General features: G+C 43.4%; 10 protein-coding genes and 9 tRNA genes. 10 read left to right on the top strand and 9 right to left on the bottom strand.

What is annotated here, in order from left to right; translation table 11 throughout:
• Window positions 1–5 precede the first annotated feature (5 nt).
• From viaA to OCV44_RS20020, 5 genes are all read left to right on the top strand, one after another.
• A complete protein-coding gene (gene viaA / locus OCV44_RS20000; RefSeq protein WP_139684935.1) occupies window positions 6–1,451 on the top strand; it encodes an ATPase RavA stimulator ViaA in 1,446 nt (481 codons plus the stop codon).
• Between the two features lie 199 nt (window positions 1,452–1,650).
• Window positions 1,651–1,724 (top strand) — tRNA-Cys (locus tag OCV44_RS20005).
• 46 nt (window positions 1,725–1,770) lie between these two features.
• Window positions 1,771–1,846 (top strand) — tRNA-Gly (locus OCV44_RS20010).
• 80 nt (window positions 1,847–1,926) lie between these two features.
• Window positions 1,927–2,013, top strand: a tRNA-Leu gene (locus tag OCV44_RS20015).
• Window positions 2,014–2,078: 65 nt separating this feature from the next.
• Window positions 2,079–2,152, top strand: a tRNA-Cys gene (locus OCV44_RS20020).
• A gap of 74 nt (window positions 2,153–2,226) precedes the next feature.
• Here OCV44_RS20020 and OCV44_RS20025 read toward each other — a convergent pair.
• Window positions 2,227–3,015 (bottom strand): lipase family protein, encoded by a 789-nt coding sequence (locus OCV44_RS20025; RefSeq protein ID WP_139684936.1) that lies wholly within the window; start codon window positions 3,013–3,015, stop codon window positions 2,227–2,229.
• Window positions 3,016–3,364: 349 nt separating this feature from the next.
• On the opposite strand from OCV44_RS20025, the gene OCV44_RS20030 reads away from it, so the two are divergent.
• The 5 genes from OCV44_RS20030 to OCV44_RS20050 all read left to right on the top strand — a co-directional run bounded on the left by OCV44_RS20030 (window position 3,365) and on the right by OCV44_RS20050 (window position 4,039).
• Window positions 3,365–3,451: transfer RNA gene (locus tag OCV44_RS20030), tRNA-Leu, on the top strand.
• Window positions 3,452–3,535: 84 nt separating this feature from the next.
• Window positions 3,536–3,609 (top strand) — tRNA-Cys (locus OCV44_RS20035).
• A gap of 49 nt (window positions 3,610–3,658) precedes the next feature.
• Window positions 3,659–3,734: transfer RNA gene (locus OCV44_RS20040), tRNA-Gly, on the top strand.
• 80 nt (window positions 3,735–3,814) lie between these two features.
• Window positions 3,815–3,901, top strand: a tRNA-Leu gene (locus OCV44_RS20045).
• A 64-nt stretch (window positions 3,902–3,965) separates the two neighbouring features.
• A tRNA-Cys gene (locus tag OCV44_RS20050) sits at window positions 3,966–4,039 on the top strand.
• Between the two features lie 80 nt (window positions 4,040–4,119).
• Here OCV44_RS20050 and OCV44_RS20055 read toward each other — a convergent pair.
• The 8 genes from OCV44_RS20055 to OCV44_RS20090 all read right to left on the bottom strand — a co-directional run bounded on the left by OCV44_RS20055 (window position 4,120) and on the right by OCV44_RS20090 (window position 16,886).
• Entirely contained in the window at window positions 4,120–5,172 is a 1,053-nt protein-coding gene (locus OCV44_RS20055) for a porin (RefSeq protein ID WP_139684937.1), read from the bottom strand.
• A 1-nt stretch (window position 5,173) separates the two neighbouring features.
• Entirely contained in the window at window positions 5,174–5,650 is a 477-nt protein-coding gene (locus OCV44_RS20060; protein WP_139684938.1) for a hypothetical protein, read from the bottom strand.
• A gap of 9 nt (window positions 5,651–5,659) precedes the next feature.
• On the bottom strand, window positions 5,660–8,842 hold the full coding sequence (locus tag OCV44_RS20065; RefSeq protein WP_139684939.1) for a response regulator: 3,183 nt from the start codon (window positions 8,840–8,842) through the stop codon (window positions 5,660–5,662).
• 214 nt (window positions 8,843–9,056) lie between these two features.
• Window positions 9,057–9,431, bottom strand: coding sequence for a hypothetical protein (locus tag OCV44_RS20070; RefSeq protein WP_139684940.1), 375 nt, complete (start codon window positions 9,429–9,431; stop codon window positions 9,057–9,059).
• A gap of 113 nt (window positions 9,432–9,544) precedes the next feature.
• On the bottom strand, window positions 9,545–11,683 hold the full coding sequence (locus OCV44_RS20075; protein WP_139684941.1) for an ATP-binding cassette domain-containing protein: 2,139 nt from the start codon (window positions 11,681–11,683) through the stop codon (window positions 9,545–9,547).
• Window positions 11,680–13,266: an ABC transporter transmembrane domain-containing protein gene (locus OCV44_RS20080; RefSeq protein WP_139684942.1), complete on the bottom strand. Its 1,587-nt coding sequence runs from the start codon at window positions 13,264–13,266 to the stop codon at window positions 11,680–11,682. Before OCV44_RS20080 ends, OCV44_RS20075 begins: the two co-directional genes overlap by 4 nt.
• Window positions 13,256–14,680: a TolC family protein gene (locus tag OCV44_RS20085; protein WP_139684943.1), complete on the bottom strand. Its 1,425-nt coding sequence runs from the start codon at window positions 14,678–14,680 to the stop codon at window positions 13,256–13,258. Before OCV44_RS20085 ends, OCV44_RS20080 begins: the two co-directional genes overlap by 11 nt.
• Window positions 14,655–16,886: an ATP-binding response regulator gene (locus OCV44_RS20090; RefSeq protein ID WP_139684944.1), complete on the bottom strand. Its 2,232-nt coding sequence runs from the start codon at window positions 16,884–16,886 to the stop codon at window positions 14,655–14,657. The genes OCV44_RS20085 and OCV44_RS20090 overlap by 26 nt, the downstream gene beginning before the upstream one ends.
• Between the last annotated feature and the right edge of the window lies 1 nt (window position 16,887).

The raw sequence follows: 16,887 nt of genomic DNA on the forward strand, positions 1-16,887 counted from the left end.
AGCATATGTTAGGAGCAGACGGCTTAAACCTTGCTTTGATGGTCGCTGATTCAGGTATCATTGATACCGCGATGAATGATCTCATCGCTCGATCTCAAGTGATGATGGCTGCTGAGAACAAAGGTGTGAAAACATCAGTCAAAAACCATTTAGTTAAATGGCGCGGCAAAGTAAAAAAACGTGTTACCAAGGTATGCGAAACCGATCGATTCCAAGAGGAAATCGCGCTATACCAAGAAGTTATTCACTGGGATGAATCTCAGTTCTTTGACGAGATCGACAGCGTTATCAAGAAGCTGGAATGGCACTCAGCATTTTATCTACAAGCAAGACGTTTGATGGAAAACAATAAAGGCGTTTATAACGCGATGTTTCCACACTACTTTTGCGATCAATGGTACCAATCGCTGTCAGATGCCATTAAGCAAGCTCAAGTAATCGAACTCGAAACAAGCAAAGAAAAAGTCTTAGCCGATCTTTATCAGCGCATGGAAACCATGAAAAACATGGACAAAGTGACGGAGTCGGGCGATGAAGGCAGTGTTGGGCGCTTATGGGACATGGCATCAGCTAAGTTAAGCAAAACAGACCTCACCATCATGAAGCGCCACGCTGAGTTCTTGAATAAGCACAAGGGCTTGCAAGAGATCGCAGAAAAACTCGGCCGTATGGCTGGTGAGGAAGATGATCCTTCGTTACACAAAGCCCCTGTAGAAGAATTGCAGATGGTTGAAGAGAAAAGCGATGAAGCGGTCGATGATATTGTTGGGATTCACGAAAGTGATGATCTCAACAAGATGTTGCCAAACGAGACCATGTTCTTAGCGTACCCAGAGCTTGAGGTTATCTTTTACAAACACTTGGCTGATAAGCGTTTATTGAGCTATCGCTCGCAAGGTAAATCACGAACATTACGTAAAGTGAAAGCGCAAAAGCCTGATAGTAAGAACATCGATATTGAAAAGGGCCCGTTTATCGTCTGTGTCGACGCCTCTGGTTCTATGAGTGGTTTCCCTGAGCAGTCAGCTAAAGCAATGGCTTATGCCTTGATGCAGATAGCTCTAGCCGAAGAGAGAGACTGTTACGTGATTCTGTTCTCTTCTGAGCAGATCACTTACGAGTTAACAAGGCAAGATGGCCTGCGTGAAGCGAGTGATTTTTTAAGCTACTCGTTCCATGGTGGTACAGATTTAGAGCCGGTTCTGATGAAGTCGATTGATTTGATGACGGGTGACAAATACAAGAATGCAGATTTGATCGTGCTCTCTGACTTTATTGCTCCTAAGCAATCTGATGAAATGATTGCTCAAGTCGAAAAATTGAAAGAGCACAAAAACCGTTTTCACGCGGTTAGTCTTTCGAAATATGGCAACCCACAACTTATGACGATGTTCGATCATTGTTGGGCTTACCATCCGAGCCTAGTCGGTCGTTTCATGAAGAAGTGGTAACGTCCGAATACCTTAACTTAATTTATATTGCTGCGTGTTTATCGATTGAAGAGATCGAACATGCAGCAATTTGATTTAAATGTCAGCAAACGGAATTTAAATTCATTTTTTTGTTTGACTATCTCCCCTCGATCCGTAAAGTAGGCACCCGAACACAGCGGTGTGGCTTGCTTTAGTCCCTAACGTGTTGAATTAAAAAGGCGCCTTGGCAGAGTGGCTATGCAGCGGATTGCAAATCCGTGGACCTCGGTTCGACTCCGGGAGGCGCCTCCATTCTTTCTCTTAGTTTGATAAATTAAGAGGTAATAAGAATGAAAATGCGATACTAGCTCAGTTGGTAGAGCGCAACCTTGCCAAGGTTGAGGTCATCGGTTCGAACCCGATGTATCGCTCCAAATTTTGTAATGTTGATTCATTTTGACATTAAGATGGTGTTTTACTTTTCAGTAATCGGCATCGCAATAAAGAATTGCGTGCCCTGGTGGTGGAATTGGTAGACACAAGGGATTTAAAATCCCTCGGCGTTCGCGCTGTGCCGGTTCAAGTCCGGCCCGGGGCACCATCTATTTGATTGTTACCTTGCTTGGTAGTAATCAACAGAGTCGTTCTCTTAAAACACGACTTGAAGGCGCCTTGGCAGAGTGGCTATGCAGCGGATTGCAAATCCGTGGACCTCGGTTCGACTCCGGGAGGCGCCTCCATCATTTAGAAAAACCAGTCCTCGTGGCTGGTTTTTTCGTTTCTGGCTGATCCATAAGTTTCCTACGTATTCATTTCAATGCTTATCAAAGAAATCCTTATTGCGAATATATTTGCTCATTAAGTGGTAAGAGAAAGGTCTTATCAACCAGCTAAAGATAGAGCGGCCAAGACGCATAAAGGTTGGGGTGTTCTCGTAGATTCGTCCGTTATAAAGCCAAAGTACTTTGCCTACATGCCAATACAATAAAGGTACGGGGGGCATGAAGGTAACGATATCGATGTCACAGCAGATACGGTAGGTTTTCTTACTCAAACGATAGTGCTTTCGAAAATTCCAATCACCAATCGCAGGTTGGCCAAAGGTCACTATTCGCTTAACACAGCCTGGATACTTTTGATCGAGGTAATCAGCAAACACGCAGCCAATTGCACCACCAGAAGAGTGCCCGGTTATAGAAATTCTTTTCCCTTGCTCTAACAAAGGTATGAGCGTCGCTTCTAAGCGCTCGATAACGTTTAACCCGAGCTTATCTTCATTGCGGCTTGGTTGGCTTTCTTGAAACATCAAATGATAGAAACCCGCATGTACCCGGTAGTTGAGCCCAACTCTTTTACAGCTTCTTGTCCATAGAGCAAAGGTAAGCAACCAATCTGAGATACTGTGCGATCCCTTGATAACCACAACCACTTCATCTTTGTCACTACTCCATAAAACTCGAATCATGGTTTTGCCAAACTGGTTCTTTATGATGCGCTGTCCATTAGGATCAAAACCGTAACGAGTCTGTTTAAAAACTCTCGGGTAGGCGAGGTTACAAAGAACCGCGTAGCGTTCATATTGGTATCGTTTTAGTGACTTCACGTTTTCATTTCGCAATTTAAGTTACTTAAAACTCTAGCCTTTGAATGTGAAAAGCACATGAAAACGAAGGAGTGTTTCTTACATTCAACTGAATTAACAACACTTGGTGAATCTTAAAATTGTAATTCGGCCTTTTAATCCCCGCGACAACTCAAGATCTACGTATAAGAACCGTACAAGCTGCACTAAATTCATTCTGTAGAGTTCGATAATTAATCACTTGAATTAAATGATAAAATTTATTGTTGACGAATTTTTTTCATCCGTTAAAGTACACCTCGTTCTCACGACTTCGGTCGCTGGGAGATGGTGTTTTACTCTTCAGTAATCAGCATCGCATGATTGCGTTGCCCTGGTGGTGGAATTGGTAGACACAAGGGATTTAAAATCCCTCGGCGTTCGCGCTGTGCCGGTTCAAGTCCGGCCCGGGGCACCATCTATCTTGTTTCTACTTTTTAGTAGAGTGATGAACAAAGAGTGGTTCTCTTTAAACACTTCAATATATTTTTATGTTGATAAAGGCGCCTTGGCAGAGTGGCTATGCAGCGGATTGCAAATCCGTGGACCTCGGTTCGACTCCGGGAGGCGCCTCCATTCTTTCTCTTACGTTTTGATAAGGTAAGAAATTAGAAGAATGAAAATTGCGATACTAGCTCAGTTGGTAGAGCGCAACCTTGCCAAGGTTGAGGTCATCGGTTCGAACCCGATGTATCGCTCCAAATTTTGTAATGTTGATTCATTTTGACATTAAGATGGTGTTTTACTTTTCAGTAATTGGCATCGCAATAAAGAATTGCGTGCCCTGGTGGTGGAATTGGTAGACACAAGGGATTTAAAATCCCTCGACGTTCGCGTTGTGCCGGTTCAAGTCCGGCCCGGGGCACCATCTATTTGATTGTTACCTTGTTTGGTAATACTCAAAAGAGTTGTTCTCTTAAAACACTATTGAAGGCGCCTTGGCAGAGTGGCTATGCAGCGGATTGCAAATCCGTGGACCTCGGTTCGACTCCGGGAGGCGCCTCCATCATTTAGAAAGCCCGATCAGAAATGATCGGGCTTTTTTGTATTCTAATTGGCGTAAATGACCATTGACTTGAATTTAAGTTAGAAAACGAAACTCAACATGATGGTATAGAGCAACGCATCTTTATCCGTTTTAGGTGCATCAATAAAGGCACCGTTTGACCTGCGAGTTTCGAAGAATTGCATTTCACCATTGATAGATACATTTGGTAGTAAATCGTAATCGACACCAATTAAGTAGCTATTTCCTTCTAAGTGTTCATTGGCGTTAAATTGTGCGCCGTAAACCACGTAAGGTGTGAATGATCCTAAGTGGTAACCAAGGCTGGCGTACATTGATGAAGAAACGTCACTGATTTGACCTTCGCTCGAAAATACGGCTTGGCCAAATTCATATTCAGTGCCAAGCGACCAAAGTTGGATGTGTTGATTCTCTGCTGTAGGAAGGGCGCCAACGTTTTTAATTTTTGTCGTTTGATCGAAATTTGAATCAAGGAAGGATAGGTTCCAACGATAATTGTCACCGCTTAATTGTAGGTTACCACCAAACATTCGATTCGTTTCAAACTCCAATTCGGTCGTCGAATTGAAGTCGACTTCATTCTTATCTTTGATTCCGAAGAATGGAGATAGTAATAAGGTCGCTTCGTCGTTTACGTCATAAGCCCAGCTGACTTTGACCCCATTGAAAGCGGTGATACCCAGAACGCTGTTATACACCTCGATAGGTGGTCTTGCTGTCATATAGGCTTGGCCAACGAAGTAGTATTCAGAAGCCAGAAATAGGGGCAGCCTTAGACGGCCGATACTGACATCGAAGTTGTTAAACTCATAGCCAAGATAAGCCCACTCTAGTTGCGGGTCACTCCAATCATTTTGAGGCGGTTTGACAACTTGCACAGAAGCTTTAAATGAGTTGTAGAAGTAATCTAACTGAACGCCAAACGTTGTATCACAGTCATAACAATTTTCATCGGTAAAACCACGGTTAATGATTAAAGGGTTGTCGTTATCTGATGTTGCCCAAGAAGTCGAACCGAATCCGCTTAACGAAAAATTATCGGTAAGTTCAATAATAGCGAAAGCCGGAGAAGCAATTGAAGCACATAGCACTGACGTAATTATTCTTTTCATATTATTTCTCCGAACTTATAACGTATAGAACATTGGCGTTTTCAGGAACCGAAGAGAGTGGGGAATAACCAATACGGTTTGGTTTGTCGTTTAACCAGTCGACTAAACTGTCTGTTGAGGCCGTTTTGATCTCCCGCGGGTAACGAGCTTTTCCTGAGAAAGACAGCCCAGCCCAGTGTGCATTCATTTGAGCGGCGTTCTTTCCAAGTAAAAGTTGATAAAATCTCTCTCTCTCGACGCTATTTTCAGGCCAATCAGACAGTTCTATACGCTTGCCATTGAGACGCTTGGTTTTTCCTCTGTAGAGTTTTCTTGCTTTGTTAATTGATAACGCTTCAAATTCGGAATCTAAAGAGAATATGGCGTAATCGTCCGCGGCATGAGCAGGGTTAACAAGAAGTAAACTTGCTAACAGCCCTATTGCCGCGGTCAGCACAGCTTTGCACTGGAGCGTTTTTATTGCTTTTATCCAATCCATGGGTTTCTCCTAACAAGTCGCACTTTCTATTTGATGGAATAGCTTTTCTTTCCTTACTGGCTTTGCGACGTATCCATCCATGCCTGAATCGAAGCACTTTTGAATATCATCATCAATAACACTGGCGGTTAACGCGATGATAGGAGTTTTGCATAAGCCTAGGTTTTTCTCATGCTCTCGGATCTCTTTGGTCGCAGTAAAGCCATCCATAACAGGCATCATGCAATCCATGAGAATAAGGTCGAAGCTACTGTCGTTTTGGTACATATCGACGGCGATTTGCCCGTTGTCTGCGATTTCAAATGAGTAACCTGCCTTTGTTAACATCACAGAAGCGACTTTTTGGTTAACTCGATTGTCTTCGACGAGCAAAATTCTTTCAGATTTACTTGGAACCGTGTTATGTACTTTTTCTTCTGGCAATGTTCGCTTTGCCGCAGCGGCATTGATAATCGGCGTTACAGTCGCAGTTTTTTTCGCAGATTTAGTTTTGTAGGTCGTGGGAAGTGGCATCGCTTCAACGGCGGCGAGTACTTTTTCTTTTAGCATTTCGAATTTGAATGGTTTGGGTACATAGTCGTCCATCCCAACGTCAAAACACTTCTGTATATCGTCATCAATCACGCTAGCGGTGAGGGCTATGATAGGAATACGGCGACTGGCATTGGTCTCTTTTTCAACGCGGCGAATATTACTTGTCGCTTCAAAACCATCCATGACTGGCATCATACAGTCCATCAAGATCACTGCGTAATGAGGATTTGCAGTGAACATATCCACGGCTTCCTGACCATTATTAGCAAACTCGAATTCAAAACCACTTTTACCGACATGAAGCCCAGCAATTTTTTGGTTGATTTTGTTGTCTTCGACGATAAGGACTTTGTGTTGTATCTCTAGAGAGGGCTCACTTGCCTCCGAAAGCTCAACCAGGCTTCGTGTATCACAGAGCTCAACCGCTTTAATCAAGCGCAAGCCGAGTAGGGGCTGTGATACTTGAGCCGTGACACAATCACCTATATCCGCAGGCTCGCTAAGGAAAGAGCGAATCAAACAGATAGTGATACCGTGTTGGTGGAGCTTATCTAGGTCATTAGTGTAGTGGCTGGCTAGGAATGCGTCATCTTCAGCAAAGATGACCGTGATTGGTCTATTGTGTTTTTGAGTCGTGAGTCGTTGTGTTACCTCAGCGGTATCACTCGTGAGCTGCGTTACTTTTAAACCATAAAGGTTAAGGTCCCATTCTATTCGTTTAGAGAGCATGTTCGCGTTACCCAAAACATAAATGTCGGCGGTTGCTGTGCTTGGTTTTGGCAACATTAAATCAATGGGTAATGCTAGATCGAAGTAGAAACAGCTACCTTCGCCTTTGACTGAGTCGAGTTGAATCTGACCACCCATCAGCTCAACTAACTGAGTACTGATGGCGAGACCAAGGCCTGTACCGCCAAATTGGCGTGTCGTTGAATCGTCTTCTTGAGCAAAGGGTTCGAATATCTGCTTCTGTTGTTGTTTGTCGATGCCAATACCCGTGTCGCGTACTGCGAATCGAATGGTGACATTGTCGTTAGACTGCTCGAGTGTCTTGATTGATAGTGTTACACCACCTTCGGCTGTGAACTTCACTGCGTTCGACATAAAGTTCATCAAAATCTGTCTTAATCGGTGGTCATCGATCATGACACGTGCAGGTGTGTCGGGGCTGATATCGACGTTGACTGATATTTTCTGCTCTTTGGCTTTAGGCGCAACAATCGAAGCGATATCGTAAATGGATTCTCGAATAGACGCTGAATGTGGGCTTATCAATAACATGCCAGATTCAATCTTAGAGAAGTCTAAGATGTCGTTAATCAAACTTAATAGTAGTTGGGATGAGGTCTCGATTGTATCTACATAATCACGTTGTGTTGGTGTGAGTGGAGTATCGGCAAGAATCTCCGAAATACCAATAACACCATTGAGTGGAGTCCGAATTTCATGAGACATATTGGCCAAGAAGCTACTTTTCGCCTTACTCGCTTGTATTGCATGGTCTTTCGCTTTTTCTGCGTCTTCTTTCGCTATCGTTAGTCTCTCTTTGGCGAGCTCTCTCTCGATGGTCAACCGTTCAACTTGTTGTGCAAATAGGCTGAGTTCGTCTTTACCTTGAATTAACTCATCTAAAGAAGGGCGAGTTTCATCATTTTCGCTTTTCAAAAAATCCAACACTAAATTTAGGTTGTTAGTGACTTGTCTCGCCAAGCTTAAGGTTAAGCCCATCACAATGGTCGCAAGCAAGGCAACGATGGAGATGAATAGCGTTCGTTGCATTTGAGCATCAGAAATGGCTTGTCCAACTTCTTGTTGGAATTCTTGTTTGATCACACCACCAAGATTTTGCAGCAAGTTAAGTCTCGCGCTCATTGCTTCAAGCCCTACTGAAATCTCTTGTGGAGTGAGCTGGCTGATAGCCGTTAAGTCGAGCAGGGCACTTCTGATTTCTTGGCTTTGTGCGAATACATCACTTCTAAATACTTCGACCATTAAAGACACTTGATGTTCGTTGGCATTCAAAGAAACGAAGCGTTCTAAAAACAGTTGCTGTCTTTGACTCAAGGTTGCAATTTGCTCTGCAAGTTCTGGGTCGTATTCTTGGCTATTTTGGAAGATTTCGATAAGTGAAGTGCCCAGTTTAAACTCTTCGTTCGACCAGAACATCAGCCATTCAAGCTGTTGTAACGCGGTAAGGTGTTGTTGAATTTCGCGCTTGGTGTTTTCGAATGGGACTTTTTCAATTTCTAGGAGTAGCTGTTTGAACAAGTCACTTTGCCATTCAAGAGCATCCAACTTGTCGTAGCTGTCTGTTGCTTCCATCGTAGAGAGGGTGGCTTCGTTAAAGTCAGAAACCAGCTGATTAATGCTATTGGAAGCGCCTAGGAAAATACTTGGGGAGAGTGTTTTCAATTCTGCGCTGACTTGATTACTTTGTTGGGTAAACTCTTCTGGATTGGAGGCAAATGAGCTTCGATATAACACCGAAATATCTTCGAGATACACCGATAACTGACTGGTTCTCTCGAAATCTGTCAATTGAGTGGTTAAGAAATACGCCTGCCTGCCAGCAAGGAAGAGTAGTAAAGAAATGGGAAGTAGAACTAAGCCAAAGAGTTTATGTTTGACTGAAAGGTTATTCCAGACCGTAATCGCCATATAAGGATCCATCCAACTGTTTTTATATAAAAACAGTAGAATAAAAATTGCGATTTTGAAACTTTGAAACTGTAAATTTGATGGAAGTGTGGGAGGGGTATAAGTTCTTGTGATTCCAGAGCTTATTTTGAAATATGTTGTCTCACTAGCAATTTATAGCGTTTGCCAGTCGGTTTGATTTTTATGCTTATTGATTAATATATTAAAAATCGAGTTAATGAGGGCGATTTTTATCGAGACTTAGTTCAAATAGGAGTTGCTCTAACACCGTTTTTGCAGAGGGTTCTAACGCCCAAACACCGAGCATTCTGTTCAGTGCAGCGCGGTACACTCTGTTTTTGAGTAGGAAAGCGAGCGTATTTGTATCGTTGCTCAAAACATGGGCTTGTATGACGGCTAGTTCAGCTTTGTTGTCGATTTCGATTTTCTGAAGATTGAAAGCAGGAAGAAAGGCACATTCATACCAAACTTCAACGATCTCTCGGAGTTCGATCTCTTCTTCAGGCACGTCACAGCCCTGAAGTTGATGGTTTTCAGGAATGGGGGATAAGTAAGTGACATCAAGTTTGTCTGCAACGAATGTGTACATTTTCTTCCTTGCTTCCTTCCTATAGTATTGGGTCGAATCATCTCCCTAACTTATGGTTTTGTCAATTACATCTATTTATCTAACGAGTAATTTGCGAGTAGCCATCGTCGTGCTTAACTTAAGCTATTTAAGTATTTGTCTGTTAAGCCAAAATATTTAAGATTCCCGTCAGGTTCTAGAACTAAGCTCATGTTGGAAGTGGCGATCAAACCAGGATCATTGGTTGAAAAGATGACAGTTTTATTCAGTAACTTATCGCTGAACAAGCGGTTAAAATACTGCGAGTTTTCATTTTCCGCTCCGTTGAACGGTTCATCAATGATGATCAGAGATTGCTCACAGTTACCTAAACCAAGCGCTAAACGCAGCTTTTGCTGAATGCCATTGGGAAGCCCTTTGCATTTATCGACACTTAATTGAGTCGCTAATCCTTCCGGAAGCCATTCATCTAACTCGAAAAAGCTCACCATTTCTTGCATTTTCTCAGTAGGTATTAAGCCATTGTGCAAGATGAAGTTGGTCTCTAGTGAGCCTTCAAAAATGTGCAAATTAAAAGGGATGTAGTTTATCGATGTGCGATAGCGGTAGCTGTTGAACTGCTTAATGTTATAACCATCGACAGACACTGCGCCCTGATAGCGGTCTTCTAAACCAGCAATGATCGATATGAGGGTGGTTTTTCCGCAGCCAGTTGGGCCACAAATGACGACTTTTGCGCTTGGAGGGATCTTGAATCCTAAGTTGGTTAAGCCGGTTGCTGCGCCTGTGTAACGATGACTTACACCACTGCCTACAATACTGCCTTGGAATAGGCGAATAGGCGGGCTCTTCTCTAACGTTAATTTGTCATCATTCATCGACATCAGATTGTTGATCTGGGCTGACGAGGCTTTGATCGACTGGAACTTAGAAATTGAATTATAGATACCCATAATTGGGCCTAGCGCTTTCCAAACCAGAATAACGGTCGCGAGCATGGCACCAGCATCAGAAGTGCCTTCCATTACACCGATTACAGCGGTCACAATACTTGCAGTACCAATCACCTGTATCAAACTTCCGCCAGCGGCCTGAATCTTACTGTTAGTCACGGCAACATTCTCGGCATCGCTGGTACTTTGCATATGTGAGGCACTAAAGCGAGATTGAACCACACGCAGTAGAGGCAAGCCTTGAATGGTCTTGATACCACGCAGGATTTCATTCCATTGGTACGAGACCATCGCATTGGCGCGTGAGCTTTTGGATGTGGCTTGCGAGTAGATGTAGCGTGAGTAAACACAGAACACCAACATCAATATTAAGCCGCCCATTACCACAAGAGCAGCTGTGCCAGACATCAGGGCTATCGCGATGATAAACACAATCACAAACGGCATATCAAAGTAGCTGAGGGTCGATTCTGCTGTCACTAAGCGTCGGAAGGTATCGATATCTTTCAAACGAGCCAATTGTGACGAGACCCCTGCGGTTGATGTCATCGCGTAGGGCAGCCAAAGAAGCTTCGATATTACGGCTTGGGATATGTGTACCGCGAGATCTTTACCGGAGGTGGCAATGATGTTGACTCGCATCTTCTTAAAGAAATACTCAGAGAAGCCAACAATCACAGTAAATAAGGTTAGCCAATAGAGTGTTGCTTGAGAGCTAGAAGTAAGAGCGAAGTTATACACGCTCATAATAAAGAACGGCTGCAACGCACCTAGAATACTGATGACGAAGCTCAAGATAATCAGGCTTTTGAGTTCATTGTTGTAACGATAAAAAGCGTATTTAATCCAATTGCTTCTGTCTTGAGATTCCGGTGGTGGTTCTCGGAACAGACGAGAATATTCACTAATAGCAATCAGCAAACAGGGCTTTTTACACATTGGGTATTCAATGGTGTTGTTGTTTGTGTAATCAAACAACAGCAGCCTTCCATCTTTGGTGCCTAAGAAAATCGCACTTAGATTCTCTATTTCAATAAAGCATGGGTGAGGGTGCTTATCGATATTCTCGAGTGTCTTTAACTTGGTTACATCACAGCGATACCCAAGGCGCTCGATGGTTGCTGTAAAGCTGTCGCCGTCTTTGGGTTTTGGAATAAAAGCATCGCTGAGTATTGCGGGAGTGCCTTCCCATTCGAGTGCTATCAGGGTGTAGGCTAAACCACGAATAAGAGGAGATTGACTGTAACGTTCGTCGTATCCGCTAGATTCAAAATCTAAGACACGCTGCGGGACGTTGTTGAAGTCTACAAGGATACTCATTGGTCACCTCCGGTAAGTTTTACGCGTTTGAGGCGGTGGTTAAGTTTGTCCATTTTATTGCTGGCGATGATTAGAATTTTGTCATTGGCACGGTAAGCTGTGCTGGTAAGTACCACTCGTGAAAATTCCTCATCAAACACGCAATCGATGTCATCAAATATCAATACACGTTTACTGGCGAGCAGGGCTCGGACTAATAACAGAGCGTATCCAACTTGGCGAGAGAATGGATTGCGCATGTGCCCTTTGAGTTCTGTATAAAAACCGGCAGGAAGCCCGTCAATTTGCGCCTTGATGTTCATCGTTTCACACAGTGCAAACGCCGTGTTATTCAAGCTTGGTCGGAAACAGGTGAGGTTATCGATAATCGTCCCTTCTACGAACGAGCTTGTTTTATCAACCATCAGCACGCTGTTACGCCAAACGTTGTAATTGACGTCATCTAAAGGCGTGTCGTTAATCATGATATCGAGTTTGCTATCACTGTTCTGTCGCGTAATACAGTTAGCAAGGTGGGTCTTACCTGAACCACTTTTCCCTGTCAGCAGATAGGCTTGGCCGAGTTCGAACTCGATACGCTGCTTTTCAGAATACTTAACCGAAATACGTTCTACTTCTGTTGTTTCATGTTGGTGTTCAACAGAGGCTGCCAATTCAAGGAGATCAGCGATACGTTGGATATGAAGCTTATTGAGTTCCCAGCGGCTCGCGGTGCGCATTACCTGTTGGTAGGGTGCAAAGTAACGGTTGGTGAGCATGATGATGGCGGCCATGATGCCTTGGCTCGATTCCATATTGATAACGGCGGTTGCTAATACTACAACAACACAAGCAATAGATAGCTGTTGGATGAGCGCCAAGATCAAGCCAAAATTCGATTCAATTTGCTCATATTTGATGTTCTCAACTTCGCGCTCCTCGACCATTTGTGTCATCAGGCTTTCAACGCGGTATTCCATATTTCGCGCTTTGATATCCAGTGGGCTAGAGATGATCTCAATGATCTTTGAGGTGGTTAAGCCTTCGATGTCTGACTTGTTTTGTAGGCTACCAATTTTTTGTTTGGAAAGGCTCCACGCGAAAATCGCCAATACGGCCGAGGCAATTAGAAGTGTAACGCCAGCCCATATATTGATGAGGCCGATGATGAGGATGGTAATCACGCTAACAGCAAGGTTGATCAGTGCTCTAACCGATTCACCACCAAAGAAGGTCTTAAGTTCAGGGATAGTTGAGATTCGCTCTAGGTATTCGCCCGGCTCTAAACGGCGGAATTTAGATATCTCCGCCAAACAAATGGATTGGAATACCTTGTTGGTTAGATTGGTTTCAAATTGCCTCATGATGATGGAAGATATCTTCTCTTCCTGACTTTTTAAGTGGTAGTCGAGGAAGATAGAAATCAAGATAATCGCGAACAATAAGAACAAGGTATCTTGTGCTTGGTTGGGTAATACTCGGTCAAAAATAATCAGAATAGAGAAGGGTAGTACCAAGCCAAACAGGGTCGATATTATCGTTGAGAAAGTGAGGTAACACTTATCAGCCATATTGATCTTTTGAGAAAATTGCTCAGTTTGCATTGCGACCTCCTGTTTTCAACGACTCAGTTGAGAGAAGGTGTTTAGGCACTAATTCTTGATTGTTTCGCCCTTCGATATCACTCATCAATTGCATGATGCTCTCTATTGATTGAAGTGAGAGTATGCCCTTAATTTGCTCAAGCTTGATGGTCTCGATGATGTAGTCGTATCTTGCGCTTTCGTAGTCTCTTAAGGCGCTGAACAGTTTACTTTCAGCGGCCAGCAAATCGGTGATGGTACGTGTGCCTAATTGGTAAGCTCGTTGAATACCTTTGTAAGAGGCGTAGTTGGCGCGAATGATGTTTTCGTAACTGCTTATAGACTGCGAGAAATCATTAATATTAAGCACAGAGGTGTTTACGCTGTTGCGTGTGGTGTAAAGCGAGTCTTGATAAAGCAGTTCGGTACGTTCAATTGCCGTCGATGATTTTTGATATCCGTAATAATCAGAACCACCAGACAAGATAGGCAAGGCTAGATTCAATCCAACACTGGTAGAGTTGCTTTCTCCTGTGGCTGTGATGTCGGTTTTATCGTAGTTATTGGCGTCATCGTGACGATAGCTGGCTGAAAGCGACACGGTAGGTAAGAAGTTTGTACCGCTCTCTTTTAAGCTTCTCCGGCTTCTCTCGACGTTTTTCTTCGCCACTAACAAGTCGTTGTTGAGCTTTAATGCTTGATCCATGATTGAGCGCTGTTCGCTTTCGTTAATCTCTTTTAATGGCACGCTTTCGTATATATCTTGCGACGGAGTGATAGGGTATTGAATCTGAATCGATAGCCCGTTGAGAATGACTCGACGATCTTTCTGTAAGGTTCTTAATCGGTTCGAGACGCCTTCTTTCTGAGCAATCACTTCGTAAAGTTCACTGGCGGCTGTATTACCTAACTCTACATTGCGTCGCATTTGATGTTCACGGGTTTCAGACGATTTAAGCTCGACCTTGGTCGCTTTTATCTGTGCGTTGTTTTTCAAATACTCGAAGTATTGAGAGCCGATTTCAGAGATGGTGCTCTGGATTTTGTTCTCGTGTTTAATCTCTTCAATATTGAAGTCGAGTTTTGCCGTTCCATATTTGAAAATATCACCAAGATTGAATATCGACTGGGAAAGGGAAAGGCTGTAGCTGTTTGAGTTATAGCTTGAAGTTTCATCTGGCACACTTGATAGCAAGGTTTCATTTTCGTTCCATGTGGTATCGGCAGCGCCATTAAGCGAAGGTAGAAACTTAGATCGGCTGATCCCAATATTGTATTCGTTCTCTTCCACACCTTTATCACTGGCGCGAAGGGATAGGCTGTTTTTCAGGCCGAGCTCTACCGCCTCAAGCAGGGTCGTCGCCGATGCTGAAGGTATCGTGCTGAATGCAAGCGCAGCCATAATGCTGCTAGTTAAGTTTCTGTACCGCCACATACTTGTTGATCACCTTGATGATTTGGTCGCTTTTGTAAGGTTTGCTGATCACGTAATCCATTCCGGCTTCAATACAAGCCTGGTGTTCGTTACTGCTGGTCAATGCGGTTGCCCCTATGATGGTACAAGGGTTTTTCTCGTTCTCTTGTTCGAACTGGCGAATGCGTTTGGTCGCCTCAATGCCGCCCATACCTGGCATGATGCAGTCCATGAAGATGATGTCAGAACGTTTATTCATGAAGTGCTCCACTGCGTCAGCGCCATCGCCAACCGTGTCTGGCTCATACTCTTGTTTGGTAAGAATTCGTTTAAGTAAGATCTGCTGAACTCGGTCATCCTCTACGATAAGGAATGAGCTATTCTCCATCTGCTCTTCTGATGCTTCTGCTTCCATAATGGTGAGCAAGTTCGGAATAAACTCATAAGGAATCGCAGGGGAGTTGATGATCTTATCGACGAAGCTATGACATTCTTGTGCATGCTGAGTATTGGTTACTGACAGCAACAGCTTGGTATTGGGATGATTCTTAAGTTGAGATTTCACCGTTTTACTCAGTGACGGCAGTTTGTTGGGTTCAAAGGTATCGGTTAGCATAATCGCATCGTACTCACCAAAGGTTTTCGCCGCTGAAAATAACTCATTGGCAGTGCGAATTTCTGTGATATCAAGCCCCAAGTTGCTGAGCATTTTCTTCATGACATCGATACGAACTTGAGTATTGGCGCAAAGTAGTAAACGCTTGCCGTCGAAGCGAGTTTTCTCTGTGTGGAAATTTTTAGCCTTGAGATCCAGCTCAATCTGAAAACGTTCCTGTGTACCCGATTGGAACCAATGACTTTCGTAATACCCGTAATCTTTTAAAACGCTTTTCGCTAAGTCGTCGGTGTTTGCGGTATGGTGTTTATGAGTGCTCCAATGAAGCTTATTGAGCTTGGCTACAGAGACATCTAACGTTGAAAGGAAGTTTAGGTTGATGGTGACACGGGTATTTTCCATATCAGAAGCTGCGCCAGACTCTATCGTCACGAACAATTTCTTGTTTGATTTAAGCTGGATGGCATTAGAAAGCTGCAGGAACAAGATCCAGAACAAGCTGGTGGACTGCCCCTCAACACGATTCGGCAAATTATCAGAGATAAAGCAGTCTAGTTCGCCTTCATTTCGTTGAATTTTGGCGCTGATATGAATCATCAATTCAGATAATACGTTGAGCAGTGAAAATTCTTTCGACTTGCTTTCCGTACCCTGTGAAATCAATCGATTATAGTTTTCTGCTAGCTCAGATAAGGTGCTACATGCAGAGGTAATATCCTTCGCCATCAACACGCCGTTTTCATCGGTTTCTTGAACCAGATATTGGACACCGCCGTTGATGGTGTTGGTGATTCCGCGAATCTCATAGCCGATCAGTGCATACAGCTGTTTGTAGAGATCGTTATTGCGCTTTTGGTCTTCCAATTTACTGAAGATAAGCTTGAGATGAGAGTAGATCTGGCGTTGTTTCGGATTGATGCTCACTTCATTAAGAAGCTCTTCAAGCCGTTGCAAATCGAGCTGTTTCAGCTCTTGATACAGGGCATCGAATTCATAGTCGATTTCACGTTCGTTCGAGCTGGATTTTTTCAGTTTCAACATAGCAACTGAGTTGGATAAAATCGTAATCACAGCCAATATCACGACCACCATAAACAACCAGATAAAGAACTCGTTTTTCTCAGACATCAAATCGTTCGCATGGTTGTTAAACATGGTGCGATAGTTGTCATCCATCTGCAGATAGTTATTCGTTAATGAAAGGTACAAGCCTAATACGTCGTTACGTGTTTTAGGGCTATCGGAGAAGCGATTAATCGCTAATTCCAGTTGCGTGTATTCAGTTGCTCCAACTAGGCTGAATTCGGTTTTGTTCAACGAGGCTAAAGAACGAAATGCATCAATTTCACGCTTCAAGTTAGCGAGATTGAATTCGTTAGTACCACAAGTGTTGGTAATTAAGCATTGCTGCAGAGTTTGAATATCTTGTTCTATGGTCTGATTAAGCTTTTGGGCTTGTATGAGTAGAGGGGCGCTTTGCACTTGTGCAACCGAATCTACTTTCGACCAAGAAAAGTATAAATAGAAAGCGAGCGCAGCTAAAACCACGCTAAACAATATGCTTAGTCGCAGAGCAGGTACGGAAATGTTGTAAGAAGGTTTTCCGTTCATT

This window comes from Vibrio tasmaniensis, assembly GCF_024347635.1.
GTDB classification, from domain to species: domain Bacteria; phylum Pseudomonadota; class Gammaproteobacteria; order Enterobacterales; family Vibrionaceae; genus Vibrio; species Vibrio tasmaniensis.

Bases quoted from the DNA above. Each gene is read 5' to 3' on its own strand.
- viaA (WP_139684935.1), top strand. From the start codon at position 6: ATGTTAGGAGCAGACGGCTTAAACCTTGCTTTGATGGTCGCTGATTCA.
- OCV44_RS20055 (WP_139684937.1), bottom strand. From the start codon at position 5,172: ATGAAAAGAATAATTACGTCAGTGCTATGTGCTTCAATTGCTTCTCCG.
- OCV44_RS20060 (WP_139684938.1), bottom strand. From the start codon at position 5,650: ATGGATTGGATAAAAGCAATAAAAACGCTCCAGTGCAAAGCTGTGCTG.
- OCV44_RS20065 (WP_139684939.1), bottom strand. From the start codon at position 8,842: ATGGCGATTACGGTCTGGAATAACCTTTCAGTCAAACATAAACTCTTT.
- OCV44_RS20070 (WP_139684940.1), bottom strand. From the start codon at position 9,431: ATGTACACATTCGTTGCAGACAAACTTGATGTCACTTACTTATCCCCC.
- OCV44_RS20075 (WP_139684941.1), bottom strand. From the start codon at position 11,683: ATGAGTATCCTTGTAGACTTCAACAACGTCCCGCAGCGTGTCTTAGAT.
- OCV44_RS20080 (WP_139684942.1), bottom strand. From the start codon at position 13,266: ATGCAAACTGAGCAATTTTCTCAAAAGATCAATATGGCTGATAAGTGT.
- OCV44_RS20085 (WP_139684943.1), bottom strand. From the start codon at position 14,680: ATGTGGCGGTACAGAAACTTAACTAGCAGCATTATGGCTGCGCTTGCA.
- OCV44_RS20090 (WP_139684944.1), bottom strand. From the start codon at position 16,886: ATGAACGGAAAACCTTCTTACAACATTTCCGTACCTGCTCTGCGACTA.